Source organism: Microcoleus sp. AS-A8 (genome assembly GCA_039962225.1).
In the GTDB taxonomy this organism is placed as follows: Bacteria; Cyanobacteriota; Cyanobacteriia; order Cyanobacteriales; family Coleofasciculaceae; genus Allocoleopsis.
In genome coordinates this window covers 237585-256743 of record JAMPKV010000009.1, presented here as the reverse complement: position 1 = coordinate 256743, position 19159 = coordinate 237585, and the positions used below count along the sequence as shown (strand labels likewise).

The 19159-nt window shown below is 46.5% G+C and carries 17 protein-coding genes; 9 read left to right on the top strand and 8 right to left on the bottom strand.

Features of this window, described 5'->3' with window-relative positions; genetic code table 11:
* Window positions 1-297 precede the first annotated feature (297 nt).
* Window positions 298-900 (top strand): peroxiredoxin, encoded by a 603-nt coding sequence (locus NDI48_16580; GenBank protein ID MEP0832792.1) that lies wholly within the window; start codon window positions 298-300, stop codon window positions 898-900.
* Window positions 901-981: 81 nt separating this feature from the next.
* On the opposite strand, the gene NDI48_16575 is transcribed toward NDI48_16580, so the two are convergent.
* Complete coding sequence (locus NDI48_16575) at window positions 982-1884, bottom strand: ABC transporter permease (GenBank protein MEP0832791.1); 903 nt, start codon at window positions 1882-1884, stop codon at window positions 982-984.
* Between the two features lie 160 nt (window positions 1885-2044).
* Here NDI48_16575 and def point away from each other — a divergent pair, with 160 nt between their 5' ends.
* The 3 genes from def to NDI48_16560 all read left to right on the top strand — a co-directional run bounded on the left by def (window position 2045) and on the right by NDI48_16560 (window position 4337).
* On the top strand, window positions 2045-2608 hold the full coding sequence (def, locus tag NDI48_16570; GenBank protein MEP0832790.1) for a peptide deformylase: 564 nt from the start codon (window positions 2045-2047) through the stop codon (window positions 2606-2608).
* An 18-nt stretch (window positions 2609-2626) separates the two neighbouring features.
* Window positions 2627-2824 carry a hypothetical protein gene (locus NDI48_16565; protein ID MEP0832789.1) on the top strand — a complete coding sequence of 66 codons (198 nt, stop codon included), beginning with the start codon at window positions 2627-2629 and terminating at the stop codon, window positions 2822-2824.
* Window positions 2825-2942: 118 nt separating this feature from the next.
* Window positions 2943-4337, top strand: coding sequence for a PrsW family glutamic-type intramembrane protease (locus NDI48_16560; GenBank protein MEP0832788.1), 1395 nt, complete (start codon window positions 2943-2945; stop codon window positions 4335-4337).
* 171 nt (window positions 4338-4508) lie between these two features.
* Here NDI48_16560 and NDI48_16555 read toward each other — a convergent pair whose 3' ends face one another.
* The 3 genes from NDI48_16555 to NDI48_16545 all read right to left on the bottom strand — a co-directional run bounded on the left by NDI48_16555 (window position 4509) and on the right by NDI48_16545 (window position 10062).
* Entirely contained in the window at window positions 4509-5456 is a 948-nt protein-coding gene (locus NDI48_16555) for a DUF5996 family protein (GenBank protein ID MEP0832787.1), read from the bottom strand.
* A 68-nt stretch (window positions 5457-5524) separates the two neighbouring features.
* Window positions 5525-5800, bottom strand: coding sequence for a UBP-type zinc finger domain-containing protein (locus NDI48_16550; GenBank protein MEP0832786.1), 276 nt, complete (start codon window positions 5798-5800; stop codon window positions 5525-5527).
* A gap of 272 nt (window positions 5801-6072) precedes the next feature.
* A complete protein-coding gene (locus NDI48_16545) occupies window positions 6073-10062 on the bottom strand; it encodes a GAF domain-containing protein (protein ID MEP0832785.1) in 3990 nt (1329 codons plus the stop codon).
* An 872-nt stretch (window positions 10063-10934) separates the two neighbouring features.
* On the opposite strand from NDI48_16545, the gene NDI48_16540 reads away from it, so the two are divergent.
* Entirely contained in the window at window positions 10935-11735 is an 801-nt protein-coding gene (locus NDI48_16540) for a pentapeptide repeat-containing protein (GenBank protein ID MEP0832784.1), read from the top strand.
* A gap of 124 nt (window positions 11736-11859) precedes the next feature.
* Window positions 11860-12312 carry a SufE family protein gene (locus NDI48_16535; protein ID MEP0832783.1) on the top strand — a complete coding sequence of 151 codons (453 nt, stop codon included), beginning with the start codon at window positions 11860-11862 and terminating at the stop codon, window positions 12310-12312.
* Window positions 12313-12404: 92 nt separating this feature from the next.
* Here NDI48_16535 and NDI48_16530 read toward each other — a convergent pair whose 3' ends face one another.
* From NDI48_16530 to NDI48_16520, 3 genes are all read right to left on the bottom strand, one after another.
* Window positions 12405-12647 carry a hypothetical protein gene (locus NDI48_16530; GenBank protein ID MEP0832782.1) on the bottom strand — a complete coding sequence of 81 codons (243 nt, stop codon included), beginning with the start codon at window positions 12645-12647 and terminating at the stop codon, window positions 12405-12407.
* Between the two features lie 504 nt (window positions 12648-13151).
* The gene (locus NDI48_16525) at window positions 13152-13607 is read right to left on the bottom strand and encodes a pentapeptide repeat-containing protein (protein ID MEP0832781.1); all 456 of its coding nucleotides are present in this window, start codon (window positions 13605-13607) and stop codon (window positions 13152-13154) included.
* Between the two features lie 243 nt (window positions 13608-13850).
* A complete protein-coding gene (locus tag NDI48_16520) occupies window positions 13851-14516 on the bottom strand; it encodes a hypothetical protein (protein ID MEP0832780.1) in 666 nt (221 codons plus the stop codon).
* A gap of 147 nt (window positions 14517-14663) precedes the next feature.
* On the opposite strand from NDI48_16520, the gene NDI48_16515 reads away from it, so the two are divergent.
* Both NDI48_16515 and dndE read left to right on the top strand, forming a co-directional pair.
* Window positions 14664-15557: a DUF3598 family protein gene (locus NDI48_16515; protein ID MEP0832779.1), complete on the top strand. Its 894-nt coding sequence runs from the start codon at window positions 14664-14666 to the stop codon at window positions 15555-15557.
* Window positions 15558-16060: 503 nt separating this feature from the next.
* The gene (gene dndE / locus NDI48_16510) at window positions 16061-16453 is read left to right on the top strand and encodes a DNA sulfur modification protein DndE (GenBank protein MEP0832778.1); all 393 of its coding nucleotides are present in this window, start codon (window positions 16061-16063) and stop codon (window positions 16451-16453) included.
* Between the two features lie 22 nt (window positions 16454-16475).
* Here the strand turns inward: dndE and NDI48_16505 are convergent, their stop codons facing one another.
* Window positions 16476-17510, bottom strand: a complete 1035-nt coding sequence (locus NDI48_16505) for a pentapeptide repeat-containing protein (protein MEP0832777.1) — start codon at window positions 17508-17510, stop codon at window positions 16476-16478.
* Window positions 17511-17636: 126 nt separating this feature from the next.
* On the opposite strand from NDI48_16505, the gene NDI48_16500 reads away from it, so the two are divergent.
* Window positions 17637-19157 (top strand): DNA phosphorothioation-associated putative methyltransferase, encoded by a 1521-nt coding sequence (locus tag NDI48_16500; GenBank protein MEP0832776.1) that lies wholly within the window; start codon window positions 17637-17639, stop codon window positions 19155-19157.
* Window positions 19158-19159 lie beyond the last annotated feature (2 nt).

The window sequence follows — 19159 nt, the reverse complement described above, 5'->3', positions numbered from 1 at the left end:
TCTAGGAGAATTTTCTCTTGTAGAGAATCACAAGCCTGCAATCAATCGACAAAATTTAAACTCTTTGCAGTTCTCTGACCGAAGGCAATCAGAGCCAGAGGTTCAGTGGGTTGCGTCCGGAGTCAGGACTCCTACTCAAAATCGTTATGAGTATGATATAGTTGTAACAGTTCGTAAATCGTTAAGTTTTACCAGTAAGGGTAAAGTTTCTAGAACTTTACTTGCGAGGACAGCGAACGTATACGATAGGCTTTCGGGCCTGTCCAAATAATAGAAAAATCAAAGGAGAGTAACTTTATGAGCCCGATTGAAGGATGTCTGCGGGTAGGTCAACAAGCCCCCGACTTCACGGCTACTGCTGTAGCCGATCAAGAATTTAAGACGATTAAATTATCTGACTATCGGGGTCAATATGTTGTCTTGTTCTTCTATCCGTTGGACTTCACCTTTGTCTGCCCCACTGAAATCACGGCCTTTAGCGATCGCGCTGAAGAATTCAATACCATCGGCGCTCAAATCCTCGGCGTGTCGGTGGACAGTGAATTCTCGCACCTCGCTTGGATTCAAACCGATCGCAAATCGGGCGGGATCGGAGACTTAAACTACCCTCTGGTTTCGGATATCAAAAAAGAAATCAGCACCGCCTACAACGTCCTCGACCCCGATGCGGGTGTGGCGCTGCGCGGGTTATTCATCATCGATAAAGATGGTGTGATTCAACACGCCACCATCAACAACCTATCCTTTGGTCGTAGCGTGGATGAAACATTGCGTACCCTGAAAGCGATTCAGTACGTTCAGTCTCATCCAGACGAAGTTTGCCCAGCCGGTTGGCAACCCGGTGACAAGACAATGGTTCCCGACCCCGTCAAGTCGAAGGTGTTCTTCGCCGCTGTGTAGCAATCAAGTGGCTCTAACCTTCTCCTGACAAACCCCCCTGAACAAGGGGGGTTTGGAGGAGTATTATATTCGAGACATGAGTCAGCGTGAAGCAAATCGGCGTACAGCAAACAAACTTCCCATCAAGCCGACTGAACCCCCAAGAGTTAACAAAAGCAACGGCAGCAGCAATATCTGAATCGGATTGGGTTGTGCGCCACTAGCGATATATTGGATAAAATCTGGCCCCGTCGTCAGCAAATTGGCGAGAAACATTTGAACGCTGGTAATCAAAACCCAGGCAATCATCGCGCCGAGAACCCCAAAAGTCATCCCCTGCAAAATAAACGGCAGATAAATCCAAGAAGTCGTGGCTCCCACAAGCTGCATAATCTCAATTTCCCGGCGTCGTGCCATCACAATCAAACGAATCGTAGTTGTGATCACCGCAACGGCTGTCAGAGTCAGAAGACTAATAATGGTCAGGCTCACCCAGCTCAAACCCTGATTGAGCTGTTGCATCCGTTGGATTACCTCATCCATATATTGCACCTCATCGATCCCCGGTATCTGAGCCAGTTGCTTAGCGATCATTGGCACATGCTGGGAGGCTTGCGCTTTAACCTTCAGTTCATCGACAAGGGGATTTCCTTCCAATTGCTCCGTCGCTGCCTCGATATCCGAAAGACCCATTTCCTTGACCAAAACGGCCCAGGCTTGCTCTTTGGAAATCGCTTTCACATCCGTGACATGAGGCAGTTGGGCAACTAGAGGTATAACCTGTTCTACAGGTGCGCCTGGATCGAGGTAGACAGAGACTTCCACCGGACTCCCGAACTGGTTGAGCAATCCCTCTAATTTCCAAGATGCCTGTAAACTCATACCAAACAGAAACAACAAAACAGTGACGGTGCTAACCGCCGCCCAATTCATCCAACCCCCGCGCCGTAAACCCAAAAGAGTTTCGCGCAGGAGGTAATCCAGTTTTGTGAGAAATTGGAACATTCTTCACTTTCGCGCCTCATAATACATTGATGATGGCCAGACAAAAATGGCCACAAAACTAATAGCTGGGTGGGGAATCACCCCAGGTTCAAAGGCCGAGAGCTGTTAGTATTGAGGTAAAGTACACTGTTACAAATAGCTGTTCCTACGAGTCCTCCCCATGACTGCTCAACTCCTCGTTGAAAAGAAAAAATTAGAGAATCCACCGCTAAAGATTCATTATCTGGGCGATCGCGTCTTACGTCAGCCGGCCAAGCGGGTTGCTAAAGTAGACCAAAGCATCCGGCAGGTGGCTCAGCAGATGCTGCAAACCATGTACAGCGCTGATGGGATTGGGCTTGCCGCCCCTCAGGTTGGGATTCACAAGCAAATCATTGTCATCGACTGCGAACCGGATAACCCTGATAATAAACCTCTGGTTTTAATTAATCCAACGATCAAACGTTTTGGTAGCAAGCTGTGCGATGCCCAAGAAGGGTGTCTGAGTATACCGAATGTTTACTTGGATGTGATGCGCCCCGAAGAAGTGGAGGTGGCTTACAAAGATGAGAACGGACGTCCTCAAACCTTAAAGGCGGATGGACTTTTAGCTCGTGCGATTCAGCATGAGATGGATCACTTAAATGGCGTGATGTTTGTAGATCGCGTGGAGAATGGTCTAGCTTTGACCGAAGAACTGAACAAGCACGGTTTCTCACCCCAAGCCGTCAAACCCCTCGCTTAGCTTATTGCCTCAAAACCAATGATGACACCAAAAAGCGGTCTGTTTTTGGGGAGTTCCTGCGTGGCCGCGATCGCGGCTGTCGGTTCAATATTTGAACTTTCTTCGGGAAACCCCCAGTTGGGAACTTTAGTCACGGGAATTATACTAGCGGCTAGTGTTCCTTTGACGGGATTATTTTTCTATGCAGCAGTTCGGGATGCCAGGGCAAATCAGTAAAGCCATTAGTTGTTAGTCGTTAGTTGTTAGTCGTTAGGAACGAGTCGCTATTCCCTAGTCGTTTTCCTAATCACCCCGCCTCCAATACTCACTAACCATAACCACTAACTACTAACTAATGACCGATCAAGTTTATCGCGCATTTCTGCGACAGCTGTCCACAGGTGGTGCAGCAACGCTGCTTCTTCCCCCCTACCACTTGTCTGACAGTCAAGAGACGGTCATTGGGCGTGAAGCAAGCTGCCACATTAGCTTAGAACCCAATCTCTATTTGAGCGTATCGCGGCGTCATGTTGTGATTCGTCCTGTGTCTTTTTTGGAAAATGGCTTACCCGGCTGGGAAATTTGTGACCTGAATAGTGCCAATGGCACCTTCGTGAATGGGAATTACTTACGAGGTTGTCAGTCATTGAAGACCGGCGATCAGATTGAGTTGGGTCAAAATGGCCCTATGTTCATTTTTGAGTATCAGTTCAACTCCAGCTCCAGTCCCACACCTCTTCATTCACCCCCTCAACCCACTCAGTTCACTGTTGCCGCCCGTCCGCCTGTGACTCCAGTGGGTAGTGCAGGCAAACCCAAGCCCGATTCTGTCACGTTTACCCAACTGTTTCCCCTCGCTTCCACAGGGCGGGATTTAAAACAGAAAGCCTTCTTGGTACCGGGCATTGTCACGGTGCTTTTTGTGGTGTTGATGTTTGCCGCCGTTGGTCAACAAGATGTTTTTAACGTGCTGCTTGCTACCTATTTAGCCGGGGCCGCTTATTTTTTTATCTACCGACTTTGTGGTAAGTCTAAACCTTGGTGGGTCTTACTGTTGTGTGCAGCTTTGACCAGCTTAATTTTAATCGGGCCGCTTTTGCCGCTGTTTATCACTATTTTTCGCGACATTCTGCCGGGGAGCTTACCCAATGAGGGGGAAGAGGTGAGCTTAATGTCCCTACTCATCCGCATGTTCTTTGGGGCAGGATTGATGGAAGAGTTACTCAAGGCATTGCCAGTATTGGGAATATATGTTATTGGACGATTACTTTATTCCCCTTTGCGAGAACGCATTGGCATTTGGGAACCCTTGGATGGCATTCTCTTAGGCGCGGCTTCTGCTGTGGGCTTTACCCTGATCGAAACCTTAGGGCAGTATGTTCCCGGCATTATTGATAATGTAACCCTGCAAGCCGGTGAAGCCGCCGGTCAGATTTCCGGATTGCACTTGCTCATCGCCCGGATTCTCGGCTCGATTGTTGGACACCTGTCTTACAGTGGTTACTTGGGGTATTTTATTGGGTTAAGTGTCCTCAAGCCCACTCAGGCGTGGCAGATTATAGGCTTTGGTTATATTTGTGCCTCCTTTCTCCATGCTCTGTGGAATACAACCGGATTTGTCAGTCCCGTACTCTTGGCGGTGGTGGGAGTTTTATCCTACGCCTTTTTGGCAGCGGCAATTCTCAAGGCGAGGGCACTTTCACCGACGCGATCGCAAAATTTCGCCACTCGCTTTTTTGGTGAGGAGTAGTTGGGAATAGGTAATATCAAGTCCGGATAATGACTTACGATTAAGCCCCTAGTTGAGTCCACCAATGAAAGCCTGTTAAACCTCGAATCAAATCTTGCTATTGCAATATAGATTGGCAACGACGAAATAAAACTTCCTCCAAATCATCAAGTATTTCAAGTGAACGATTGGTTAGTCTTGTAGGGCTGGAGTGCGCTCCAGTGCTGCTCGATCCCAATGCCCTAAATTTGCCGCTGCTTCATAGGTGCTTTGGAAAAAAGCAAGGAGTACCACATCTGGATCGTCAGCTTGTCTCACTACTTCATAGGGCAAGATAAACTCTTGCATCTGTGAGCTGTAAAATGCCTCTGTGGGTTGGATAGGGTAATCTCGAAACCCTTCCGGTGCAGGGTAAGCGTAAGCGTAAAAAACAGGCTCTACAACTGAGCCACCACCTGGCCAAAAGCCGCAACTACTGACTTCGTGCGAATAGGCTTCTCGTGTTACCCAATCTGCCATATTTGGAACTCCACCGGGATGTTCTGGTGCACGACGACCAGAGAAACGGGTCACAGCGAGGTCAAAGCTGCCCCAGAAGAAATGTACAGGACTAGATTTACCCATAAACCGTGAACGGAATACGGTCATAACCCGGTCTACTTGCACGAGAATTCGCCAGAACCGTTGTGCATATTCTGGATCATAAGCTGCATGTTGATAGTCCTGGTCGAACGGAATCGGGTCTGCCACTTCTTGCGGCATCGTCCAGATTCTGACTTCGATACCAATTTCGCTCAGTGTGGATATCATAGTTTGGTAAAAATCCGCAACAGAGCGAGGAGCCAGTGCAATTCTTTTAGTAATGCCGTCGCTGGTGTCAATCTGTAATTGATGATCGAGAAAATCAAAGCTAATTTGAAAGTTGCGAGTTTCGTAAGGGATGGAAGCAGTTGTCAGTCCACGTGGCGTTACATAGAGAGTAGACTGCCACCAGTGATTAAGTTTAGGAGTTAGTGCTAACCGAATTTTACCGATGATTTGTGTCCATAAATGGAGGGTTGCATACGTATCCTGCCAAGCTGCTAGTGGCAAACTGGGCCAAACGATGTCAGCGGGAGTACCTTGAACAGAAACTGCCATAAGAAACCTCCATTTGAGGAAAATATATGAAGATACGGGAAGAGAGTCTAGTTAGAATCAGAATTGCTTCAATAGTCTTTTCCCTGCTCATCTACAAAACACCATACCCACTGTTCTCCCAATTCAGCCGAACTAATCACTGGATGCCCCGTTGCCTCATAATGACGGCGAGCATGTTGATGCTCAGAAGAGTCACAACACAGCATTTTTCCACAGGTTTGGCAAATGCGTAGGTGTACCCAGCGGCTGTTAATTTTAATGCACTCTTCACAGCGAAACACTGGATAGGTTGCTTTAGAAATCAGGGTTTCCGCAGCCAGATCGTTAAGATGTTGGCAGGTCATAGGGTTTTGAGTTGGTGGACAATAGCCTTATGATTCATTAACTCAGTTCATTTTACGATCATCTACAAATAATCTCGATTAATCACTGTTTATTAAACGTTTTTTAAGTCTGAAAAATCAAGGATTTGGTTGGTTTAACTCAGCGATTTCTTGGCAGAGAAAATATCAAGGAAAACAAAAAAATCACCTTTTTTCAATGGGGTTAAGAGCCTTAAACCTTATACCGCAATGCTTTTAGAGTCTTTGTCACTCCCTGAAAAATGCACAACAAATTACCCATCCGTTCCTCCTTGTAACAAGGGTATCTGAATCACAAATTCTGTGCCTTGCCCCAATTGACTATAGCAACGCAGCTGACCCCCGTGTTTTTCCACGACAATTTGATAACTAATCGATAATCCCAAACCTGTACCCGTTCCCAAGGGTTTTGTAGTAAAAAATGGGTCAAATAGTCGTTGCTTAACATCCTCCGTCATTCCTGGGCCATTGTCAGCAATACGGATCGCGACTTCATGGTCATTGACCAGTTCCGTGCAGACTCTAATAAAGCTAGGATTGGTTGTGATTTCTGCCAGTGTTCGCTTCTGATTTTGCTCATCAATGGCATCGATCGCATTGACGAGTAAATTCATAAACACTTGGTTGAGTTGTCCGGCATAACACTCAACGAGTGGCAAGTTGCCATACTCTCTAATCACCTGAATTTCAGGATGCTTCCCCGAAGCCTTCAAGCGGTTTTGCAGAATCATCAGGGTACTATCCAGCCCCTCGTGCAGATTGATCGCTTTGACTTCTGCTTCGGCAATGCGGGAGAAGTTGCGTAGCGCTGCGACAATCTCACAAATGCGTTCGGCTCCCAGCTTCATGGAATTTAGAAGTTTAGGCAAGTCTTCCACCAGAAAATCCAGGTCGATCATCTCAATTTCCGACTGAATTTCTGGCACGGGTTGAGGATAGTGCTGTTGATAAAGCTCGACTAAACCCAAAATATCTTGAGTGTAGCCACTGGCATGAACAAGATTGCCATAAATAAAGCTGACGGGGTTATTAATTTCATGCGCGACGCCAGCGACTAATTGTCCAAGACTGGACATTTTTTCGCTCTGTACCAGATGTCCTTGGGTATTTTGTAGTTCAATTAAAGCTTGCTCCAGTTGTTTTGCTTGTGACTGTGCTTGTGCCGTGGCGCTGCGACTTTGCTGGTAAAGTTCGGCTTGTTGAATCGCGATCGCAAGTTGAGCCGCAACTGCATAGATTAATTCCACTTCCCAGTCTTGCCAATGGTACGGATGCATGTTTTTCACTAAACCCAGACTGCCCCAAACCGAGTCGCCAAAGTGTAAGGGTACGAGTAACCAAGCGCCTGGAAAGGTTTTTGCATAGTCTTGATTAATCGGGTGTTCACAGGTATCAGTATCGTGAATTCTCACGATTTCTAATCGCTTGAGTTGGGAGGCAAGCGGATTATTTTCATCGGGAATTTTGATTCCGAGTGCGACTGGCAAGTCAAGGGATTTCCGATATTCGGATACAGTTAACCACAGCTTTTGTTCCGGCAAGTATTGCACGATGTGAGCGTAGTCTACTTCTACAAGAGAGCCAATCTCACGAACAGCTGTGGCAAAAATTGTCTCTAAGTCTAAAGAACTGCGAATCGCTTGAGTGAGCTGATTGAGTAACTGTTCTTGTAAGAAATGGGATTTCGCCTGTTCATACAATTGGCTATGCTGAATCGCGATCGCCGCTTGAGCCGCCAAGGCTGAGAGCAAGTCTATTTCCCATGACTGCCATTGTCGGGGTTCACAACAGTGATGGGCAACGAGGAGTCCCCACAATTGATTGTTGCTCACAATGGGTACGACGAGGTTGGCTCTAACCTGGATCTGGGCGAGTAAATCAAGATGACAGGGGTCTAGATTGGCGGCATAAATATCTTCGACAGCCAGAACCCGACCTTGTTTGTAAGGTAAGACATACTCTTGTTCAAAACAAGGGTCATAGATGTTCCGTCCCAGAATAGAGAAGCAACTGGACGCTACAGATTCCACAACGACATTCCCACTCCAGTTTGGCTGGAAACGGAAAATAATCACCCGATCCGTCTGAAGCACTTGTCGCACTTCAGCCACGGTGGCATTGAGAATCTTCTCCAACTTTAGAGATCGACGAATGCGTCCTGCGATCGCTCCAATTAAACGCTCTCGTTGAAACTGCTGCCGTAGTGCTTCTTCGGTTTGTTGGCGTTGAATGATTTCGGCTTGAGCCTGCTGATATAGCTCAGATTGCTGAATGGCGATCGCGGCTTGGGTGGACAGGCTCTTGAGTAAATCGATTTCCAATGCCTGCCACTTCCGGGGTGCGCTACACTGCTGAGCCACCAGCAACCCCCACAATTGTTCTTCGTGGACAATGGGGACGACGAGGTTCGCTCTTACCTGAAACTGAGCCAGTAGCTCGCGATGACAAGGAGCCAATGTGGCGGTATAAATATCCTCTACTGCTTGAATTCGCCCTTGTTGGTAAAGCTGGATATAGCTTTGTGCCAGGTAGTGATCGTTGATTACCGTTCCTGACATGGGTATCCATTCACCGCCAACCGATTCCACAACCACCACGCCACTGCCATCAGCACGGAGGCGGAAAATCAGTACGCGATCGCACTCCAGAAATTGCCGCACTTCGGCAACTGTGGTGTTGAGAATTTCCTCCAGGTTCAACGACTGATGAATGCGTCCTGCAATTGTCCGAATGAGCTGCTCCTTCAAAAATTGTTGTCGTAGCGCTTCTTCGGCTTGCTTGCGTTCCGTAATATCTCTTGTCGTAATCGCTATCCCATCTGCAAAGGGAATGACCTGATGATGTAACCATGAGGCCGTAATTCCCGCTTTGGAAATGGCAAACTCTTCCTCCAAAACTTCTCTGGTTTCTACAACCCGAACGTATTTCTCAAAAAATCCTGCGGTGCGATTAATGGGGAGCAATTCGCACAAGTTCTTGCCCAAAACTTCCGCTTTAGACATCGAAATCAGCTTCTCGCCGTTCGAGTTGATATCAATAAAAGCAAAGTCCTCAATACATCCGCTTTGATCTCGCACGCTCTGAAATACAAAGCACGAATCTAAACTTCCCTCCATAGATGCTCTGAACCGTGCCTCGCTCTCCTGTAGCGCCTCAATCAAGGCAACTTCTGTTTGTAGGCGTTTATTAATCTCACGAGAGAAGGCCCAGTTATGTTCTTCGCCATTACATTCTAGATAGTTGAATTTAATCTGGGCTGGCTGGCGCTGAGTCATATCCTCGAAAATATACAGGCGTCCTCGGTAATGCCCAGATTCATCTCGGATTTGCGCCGAAAAGCGTCGGATAGTACGCCCATCTACAAAGTAAATTTCATCCTCAACAACGCATGGGTTGTTCTCACTTTGCAAGGCTTGGTACAACTCAGCCAATGCCACCACATCCATGACCAGAGGTAAGCACTTGGAAATGATATCGTTGTTTTTAAGCTCACCCCGCCGCATCGGGTCTTCCAGGTGTTCGAGACCCCAAATTTCGCAGAAGCGGTGGTTAAAGTAAAGAATTGCATCAGTACGGTTGTCTACGACGTAAAAGGCCAAAGGAGATGTGCTAAGTATCATTCGTAGCATCTCTTCTTGGCTGCAAACGTCCTCTAAAGAACGCTCAAAATTCTTCTCGGCTAACGGCTCATCCGTTTGGTCGATTTGCTTGGGGGAATGGTTAGTTGGCTCAACGTTAAGATAGAAACTTGCTTCAGACTTTGGCGCTGTTTCCTCGTTGGGTTTGTACGACGTAATCTCTTCACAAACGAGGCTAATAATTGGATTAGATTGGGTTCCAGGAACTAAGCAAGCACTCGCTTTTGCCGATAAGAGGCTACCATTTTGATGCACTAGCCGGAGTTCCCATTTCCTAATCGGATTAGCTTGTTGCTGTAAGCCAGCTAATTGGGATTGAAATATAGCTTGGTCTTCTTGTTCAATTACGGGCACAATTGATTTTTGGGTTAAGTCTGTAACCCTATACCCCAAATAAGCCGCACCGAACTGGGTAACAGCCAGAATCCTACCTGTCGAGTTGAGAGAGAAGCCAATGCAGGGAAGGCTCTCATATAACGTCTGAAACCCCTCTAATCGAGGATTGTTTTTATATAGAACTTCGTCTTCTTCAATCTGCCGCTTTTTAGTATTACAATTAACCGGCTGAGACTGTCTAAGGTCAGCTTTTTTCCTCAAGTGACTCATGCCAATTATTCAATCATGTATTTAACTTATTATTTAAAATCATAGCTTTCAAATTATCCATTTTTTATGAAGATTTAAATAATGAATTTTTCTGAATAAGTCTAGATTTTGTACCTATCTGTGACTAGTTTTTTTTTTAATCTCACAAATTTAAAGCCGTATAAATATAAATAATAACAATTTAATATCCCCAAAAAATTATAGCCACTTTTGGCTAATTATTTTTTGCTTTAGGTGGATTTGAGCGCGATTTCTAGGGCTGTTTAAAATCCAGCGTTGGCGTAAAGCTAGCGTAACCAGAACGGCTAGCGTTATCGTTATTCCCGCTCCCTCTAGGAAGTAGCCCCGCTGAGCAACGGCAAATCGTAGTCTAGGGAGTAAAAGTACTCATGAGCTACATTCACCCGGCGAACTACTAGGAAGCCCCTTTCAAGAGCGCTCAATCCTTTTAGCCCTAGACTACTCAGTGTAAAATCTGTACCGAAAGGGTAAAGTTCCTGGCTACAGGGTCTGTATTCGTCAAAAATAATACAAAACTAAAAACCAATGGCACTAATATTTCAATAAATTAAAGAATATTTTTAAAATTTAAGAATTGTGTGATTATATACTCCTAAGAATAAAATAGTTTGTTTACAAAGCACCAAGAAAATATTTGAGATCGCGCTTCCTAGCCGGGGAACGCAGATACAGATGGCTGAGTCTGTTACCGTTGAGGGGTATTTGGCAATCGGCTGTGCGAGAGTGAGTGCCAAAACAGCCCTTAACTCATTGTCCTGACTCGCGCAAAATGATAGATATGCTAAAGCCTTAATCCTAACGCTCTCAAAATCGCCCTAGAGAGCCTTTGTCGCCATGATGGAGATCTCGCCATGAAGCTCAAATTTCTCACGACTGCCGCCCTGTTAACCACAACGAGTCTAAGTGTACTAGGCGATACGCTAGCCCCGCTTTCCGCCAAGGCGGAAAACCTACAACACATCCAACAGTTATTGTCAACCAAACAGTGTCCACAATGTGAGCTGAGTGGCGCAGGTTTAGTGTTGGCTGACTTGGCAGGCACGAACTTGAGTGGGGCCGATTTGAGCCGTGCCAACCTCAGCCGTGCCAATTTGATGGGGGCGGACTTGAGTGGGGCGAACCTGACGGGGGCTTCTCTCAATGGAGCCAATCTCAGTGGGGCGAACCTCAGTGGTGCCACTCTCAATAGTACCGACCTGAGAGATGCAATTCTCAGCGATGCCAAATTATTTGGTACTAGCCTGAGAACCTCTTATATTCAAGGAACCATGGGTATTCCTCAGTACGCAGGAACCCCTGAAGACTTCTACGCTTGGGGTGTTGTGGAGTCACAAAGAGGAAACTACAAAGCGGCGATCGCCAATTATAATCAAGCTCTAACTATCAAGACTGACTTTGCGGCGGCTTTCTTGGCTCGGAGTGTCTCTCGCTTCAATCTAGGAGACTACAGAGGAGCCACTCAAGATGCCCAGGTAGCAGCGACTCTCTTTTCTGTCCAACAGAACCCACTAGGCTATCAAACCGCACAGAACGTTGTTAAGGGTATAGAAATTGTCCAGAATCCGCCGAAAGCTCGCAGTAGAGGCCCTTCGATCGGTGACTTTTTCGTCTCCGTCGGTTCAGTGCTGTTACAATTAGTTTCTTTCTTTTGATCGGCTCCCATGCCAAACTCTGAACGCAAAGGTAGTCCCTTAGGATAGAAGGGTCACGATTCCAGGTGTCAATCGCCTAAGCCTTGTTAGGATCGATTATATTACTACTTCTTAACTATTGGGTATGTCATCCACTTCAACTCCATTACCAGATTCCCTCGCCCGAATTGTGGAGCGCTTTGGGCGTCGTACTAATCCCAAGCAACGTTATGAGCAACTGCTCTGGTATGCCAAACGGCTTAAAGAAATGCCAGAAGACGATAAAACACCAGAAAACAAAGTTCCTGGCTGTACCTCCCAGGTTTTTATCACCGCCAACCTGGAAGATGACAAAGTTTGGTATCAAGGAGACTCAGATGCTCAGTTAGTGAAAGGCTTAGTAGCTCTGTTGATTGAAGGCTTGAACGGACTAACGCCGGACGAAATTCTCCAAATCTCTCCTGACTTCATCCAAGATACGGGTCTGAATGTAAGTTTGACGCCTTCGCGTGCGAATGGATTTTATAACATCTTTCAGACCATGAAGAAAAAAGCACTCGGCTTCAAGCTGGGAGCTTCTTCCCAAGCACTGAGCTAATTCTTGCCAAAGACTTAAGTTTTTGCCCTCAGAATGATGGCGTCGAGTTGGGAATCATGCCCTCTCTACACAAACAAAGTAACCCATTGAATCTAAAGTGTTTCCCTGCCGCCTTTGAGGAGCGCTCCTGCCGCTGCTTGTAGAGAGCCGTAGGTTATTTCGGGTTGACCGTTGATATAGTATTGGCCCTCTACCGATTCGCAGATATTACCGACGACCAGACCATCAGCGCCGTAAACAGCCAATAGTTGCTTAATTTGCTCGGATTGAAAACCTTGGAGCGTTTGGGTCCAATGACTTTCATCCACTGAGCCAATTCTAATTGTTTCTTCCATGTAATCGACTCCTATGAGAAATTTAGACTGAATGAGAGAGTAGGCGACAGACAATGTTTTAACACAGCTACCACAGACGGGCAACGACTCATCATCCGTCAACAGTGCCTTGCGGGATTATAACTTTTCCCTGGCGAATAGAAATGTCTCAAGTTCGACATTTGCAGACAGACAAGACAACAAGCGGTATTTTACAGATCTGTCCTACAAGCCGATCATCAGGAAATTACAGAGCGATTTTCAGCCAACTCATTGATTGTGTCATTGCCAGGAGCCAAAGCAGAGCTACTTTTTAGGTACTTTGCCGTGCAATGGACGACAGGCGTAATTTTGGTCTGAACAGGTAGCTGACTCCTTGGGCCAATAAATTATTTTTGTAGGGCAGACCTCTGGTCGGCCTAAGGGGTCGTACACTCAAGAGGCCAACCCCACAAATATATGATTTCTGCCACCGTTTAGGATGCACCCGTTCTGCGCTTAGAAAAGCAGGGCGTTCAATACAACCTAGTCCCAAGCTGGGACAGACACATCTTCTCCACCAATGCCGATTCCTGTATTAAATATTTCGGCATCGCTAATGTTCAGCTCTTCCATGGATGCCCCATGCACATTAGCATCATAAATCTTGGCGCTAGTCAAATTCACCCGATTAAGATTGGCTTTTTGAAAATTGGCATTGGTGAGCAACGCTGAGGTTAAGTTAGCGCCTGTCATGTTAGCCTGAGTGAGATCCGCACCTTCGAGGTTGGCGGCTGTGAGATTGGCTCCTTGCAGATTGGCTTCTCTTAAGTCTGCACCAATCAAATGTGCGCCCTGAAGATTCGCGCCTGACAAATCACACTGAACACATGCCCCTGTTGACAATAGCTGTTTGATATGTAGCGGATTTTCAGCTTTGACTGGGTTAGTGAACCATAGCGGAGCTAGCACGCTTAGGGTTGCTAAGAGCTTGAGCTTCATAATTTTCCCCTTTTGGAAGTAATATAGTATTCCGTTCTTTGCCTCACTCTTTCATTATCTCACTCCAATCCTTGAAAAGCATTGATTTACCCTACAGGCTCGTTGTGATGGCACAAATAGTCTTTAAGTGACGAGATGCTGTTGGGTTGCGAGATCTGGATCACCAAGCCTTTTTTTACATTTTTTCAAAAAATATACCCTTTGGGAGATTGCCAAATTTTAGTTCTTTAAATTAGCGGGTTGTCACGAGGGGAAGCCCAAGCCCTGATTGTTCTTACTTCCGGTTAAATCGGATTGCATGACTTGTCGAAGGAGTTCATCATTATCATCTAAGACTGACAACAATTGCTCCAGGGGCACCTTCATTTTCTGCTCTAAAATTTTAAGATTTAGTAATGTATTTCTCGCGTCAGCTTCAGATAAATTAAATCTCTTGATAAGACGATTAACCTCTAAAAGCTCGACCCTTACTGTCATTTGAGTAAATTCAGATAATCGTTCGGGAATACGGTCAATTTTTTCGGGTGTTGCTCCGTTATCGTAGAAATGAATACCTTGGGGATCTACAAAGAAATCTTCAAACGGTTTAAATCCTTGGTCTAAAATCATTTGCACCGCTTGGATCGCTTCAGGTGGGGATGAACCTAAACCCACATAAACCATAAACCAAGCGATCGTTGGATGGGTTGAACAGCCAAGAGCTCGCTCCAGCTCTTGAGCAATGTGAATGAGCAGTTGGCTAGCCATTTCCCCTCTCAAGGATTCTGGCTGTTTTGCAGGAATGACATAAATTGCTTGTTTGAGGAGTGGGTTGAGAGTGGATTGATTCCGATTAAGGATGGCTGTCACCACGCTTGAAATGAATTCAGACCACTCTTGAGGGCTAACATTTGTTGCTTGAGTACTCATTGGATGCCAATCTTAGCCTTGGAGAAATATTGTCCAATTTATCTGGCTTATAAAATAAAAAGAATCACCCCCAATCGAGTTGACCAGCCTCATCAATTTTTGGGAAAACTCATACAATTGATCGAAACGATGAGTAGCCCCACAGAAATGCTGACACAATGGGAATGTCTTTTGAAAAATTTAGGTGAATGGCACGGCTCATTTACCCGCTTCTCACCCCAGGGGGAACAGTTAGACGATACACCGACCGTGGTGAGCTTGGCAGGATTGAATAATCATCAAACGATTCGTCAGATTGTCCGCTATCTCCCACCCGCTCAGGCGGTAAACGAAACAGTTCTAGAATATAGTTCTCTCAATCGCAGTATCCTGTTTTTTGAAAATGGCGCTTTCTCCCAAGGCTCGATTCAGTGGGGGCCGTTTTCAGAATTTGGGGCAGAATTGGGTTTAATTGAGGGAGATCGTCGTTTGCGTCTGGTGCAGTTATTCAACAAAGACAGTCAGCTAGCGCAGCTAACATTGATTCGGGAAAAGCTGGCGGATACAGAGGCTCCAGAACGCCCACCGCTCACGTTGGAACAGTTGTTAGGAGAATGGCAGGGAGAGGCGGTGACGATTTATCCGGACTGGCGATCGCCTGACATCTATCCCACTCATCTCGAAATCCAGCATGAAGAAAGTGATTACGCGCAAGGCAGTACCAAAGGCGATGATTTCCAAGGGGCAGCGAGCGATCGCATTGTACAACAGCTCACGTTTGGCACCGGGGCGTCAGCTCGCACCATCCGTTCTACGGCTAGAGTGAATGGCTCAGTGCTGCACTTCGACGAAAGTCCCCTACCAACACAAGTATTGCTGCTACCGGATGGAGCCTCTGCCAACTGCCCATTGCACATCAAACCAGGTCACCGTTTTGTGCTAGAGGTGGGTTGGCTGTTGCAACCGGATCGGCGTCAGCGCTTGGTACGCAGTTACAGCGACAAAGGGGAATGGATCAGTCTGACTTTGGTCACAGAACACAAAGTGACAACAGGGTCGTGAATCCTTGCTGCCTAGGCGTTGGCAAAATGAAGTTTGCTCCTATTCGACTGGAGCTATCGTTGAGCTATTGAGAATATAGAATTCTTTATTATCCTTATTTCCTATTCCCCGAAAGGGCGTAGCGTGATACTTCACCGAAAGCCTGTGAGTCTTCTGAAGTGTATTCAGAGTAGACCTTGGATGGGGACGGTTCCGACTTGGATCGTGCTTTTGTACTCGCTCTGGAACGCCAACGGCTGTATTGCGAATTGAGCAAGGTTAATACTCTAGGCAAACAGATGCAGACTATTGTGCTGATCAGCGTCATCACTAAACTCTCAATCCAGCTTGTATTCATAGCCGCTACCGTTGAAAAGATGTATAGGAAATTAAGGTTTCCTATTTGTTAAGTATGAAGGCAAACTCTTGCCATGGAATATCTTAAATGGTTTGAATTACTTTTGGCTACGATAAGCTTTTCTCAAGATAAGATTTGTGACAGATAACCGACCTTAGTTGAAATCATGGAACCCCCAATTGATCGTATCAAACTCTCTCAATCCGCTAAAGACCAACTCACCAAACTCAAGCGCCTGACCAAAATCGACCAATGGAACATTCTCTGCCGTTGGGCGTTCTGTCGTTCTCTTGCCGAACCCACCATCCCTTCTCCAGTACCGATTATTACAGATAGTAATGTTGAAATGTCGTGGCGAGTGTTCGGTGGCGAAATGTCCGATATTCTCCTCATCGCCCTCAAACAACGCTGTCATAATGATGGTTTTCCTCTGGACAAAGAAACTCTGGCTACTCAATTTCGCCTTCATCTGCATCGCGGTATTGGTTACTTAGCGGGCGACCCTAATATTAAGAAAATTGAAGACTTAATTGCTATTGCCTTGCCGTTTCAAAGCTGAGACTTCACTCTTATCAGCAGTTTTAAGTCTGTTCGCAGCCTTGCTGAGATTTTGAGCCGTCAGGCATAGTGACACCACATAGATTAGAACCCTTAAAATCAGCACTCTCTAACTTAGCACCGCTCAGGTTGGCACTCTTGAGGTTAACATTCACAATACGAGCTGACTTCAGGTTGGCACCACTCAGATTAGCATTCCTGAGGAAAGCCTTATTCAAGCCAGCATTGCTCAGGTTAGCACCACTTAGATTGGCATCCTCTAGATCGACAAGCTCCAGGTCGGCACCGCTTAGATTAGCAGCACTCAAGTTAGCATTAACTAAGAAGGCACGATCCAAGTGAACACCACTTAAGTTAGCATCTTTCAAGTTGACACCATTGAGATTGGTATAGACATTAATTTTTTCCTCACCCTTTCGATACGAATCACTCCCTAAATCAGCACCACTAAGATTGGCACCCTCTAAATTGGCACCCATAAGCCAGCTTGCCCTTAGTTTCGCATTGCTCAGGTCAGCCTTTTTCAGATTGGCAAACCCTAAGTAGGTAAACGTGCCGTCGTGAAGGTTCAGGTCAGCACCACTGAGATTAGCACCTTCTAAATTGGCACCCCCCAAATTGGCACCCCTCAGTTGTACGTTTTTGAGATTAGCACCCTTCAAATTGATACCTGCCATTTTGGCATTCACCAGCTTGACGCCTTCGAGATTCACACCCTCCAGTTGGGCATTATCCAGCCTGGAATTGATTAAATTGACACCTTCGAGATTGACACCCACCAGTTGGGCACCTCTGAGAGTGGCATCCTGTAAAATAGCCCCCTTGAGGTTAGCTCCCTCCAAATTCGCATCCTTTAAATTGGCATTCTTTAAATTGGCACCCTCCAAATTTGCGCCCTTCAAGTTAGCTCCCATCAAATCTACATTCCTTAGGTCACACTTGATGCAGGCGTTGGTGTTCAATAATTGCTTAACGTGGTCAGGATTTGCAGCTTTAGCCGCAGCAGCTAAGCAAAGCGGAGTGAGAAGTACGGCAGTAGCAAGGATGTTGAGTTTCATCGTAATTGAACCTTGACTAGATGGAGCTACTCGCTTGTATATCTGAACCAACGTTACTTATGCAATTTGAGTAGCGGTGAATTCCCCTGACCCGGTATAGTAACTGCAATGCTTTTGCTTGGTGTTATGGTTGCTCCAATCCCAGAAGCCCCTGAAATTGAGCGTCACAGAGCTGCGATCACCCGGACTGACCTCTCCAAACCCGTGCGATTGGCCATAGAAAGCGCAATCTTAACCAAAGATACCTCCTTCTTTGACTACGGCTGCGGTCACGGCGGCGATATTCATCGCACGCAGAACCAAGGCTATACCAGTGCGGGTTGGGACCCTTACTACCAGCGGGACAATCCCCTCATCCCCGCCGATATCGTTAATCTCGGCTATGTGATCAATGTGATCGAAGACCCCGCCGAACGCCGGGATGCCTTGCTCAGAGCATGGGAATTGACCCGAAAAGTTCTGATTGTTGCCGCCCAAGTCTTAATTGATGACCGCGCATCCGGTCAAATTGCCTACGGTGACGGCATTGTCACGCGGCGCAATACGTTTCAGAAATATTACGAACAAGAAGAACTCAAAGTCTATATTGACCAAGTACTCAGCGTCAATGCCATTCCCGTAGCCTTGGGGATTTACTTTGTCTTCCGGGATGAAGCTCAAGCGGAAAGCTTTCGGGCATCGCGTTTTCGTTCCCGCACCACGACTCCCAGAATTCGCGCCAACATTAAGCGATTTGAGGACTACCAAGAACTCCTCGCCCCCTTAATGGGCTTCGTCACGGAACGTGGACGCCTCCCCACTGCCACCGAACTCGCCAGCGTTCCCGATATTCTGGCTGAATTTGGCACCCTGCGCCGTGCCTTTCAAGTCATTTTACAAGCCACCGACCAAGGCGAATGGGATGCGATTTCCGAAAAACGCCGCCATGACATCCTGGTTTACTTGGCGCTAACACAGTTTAGCCATCGCCCCAAATTTGGCAACCTGGAAAGTGTCTTACAAAACGACATTAAAGGACTTTTTGGCAACTACAAGCAAGCCTGTGCAGCGGCTGACTTGATGCTAGTGAGTGTGGGAAACTTGCGCCTGATGGCGAATTGCTGCAAACAAAGTGCGATCGGTAAACTGTTACCTAAGGCTCTTTACGTTCACGTTTCGGCACTAGAAGCCCTAAATCCCCTGTTGCGAGTTTACGAAGGATGCGCCAGTCGCACCATTGGTCGTATGGATGGCGCGACTCTCGTTAAGTTCCACTTTAATGTACCGAAAATTTCTTATCTGTTTTATCCCAACTTTGATACAGAACCCCATCCTACTTTGCACACAAGTATGCAGATTGACTTGCGGGATTTGCAAGTGGTTTACCGCGATTACGACACTTCAGAAAATCCGCCAATCCTGCACCGCAAAGAAACTTTTGTGATGCCGGATTATCCTGATTATGAGAAGTTTGCCAAACTCACCCAACAGGAAGAAAAGTGGGGATTACTGGAGGAAACGAGCACCATTGGTACGCGCAAAGGTTGGCAAAAATGTTTGAAAGCACATTGTGCTGAAATTAAGGGACATCGTGTCTATTGGCGTAAAGATGCTGACCCTTATCGAGTTAAACTCCTAATGTCTGCCCGGAATCGTCATAAGAGTTGATT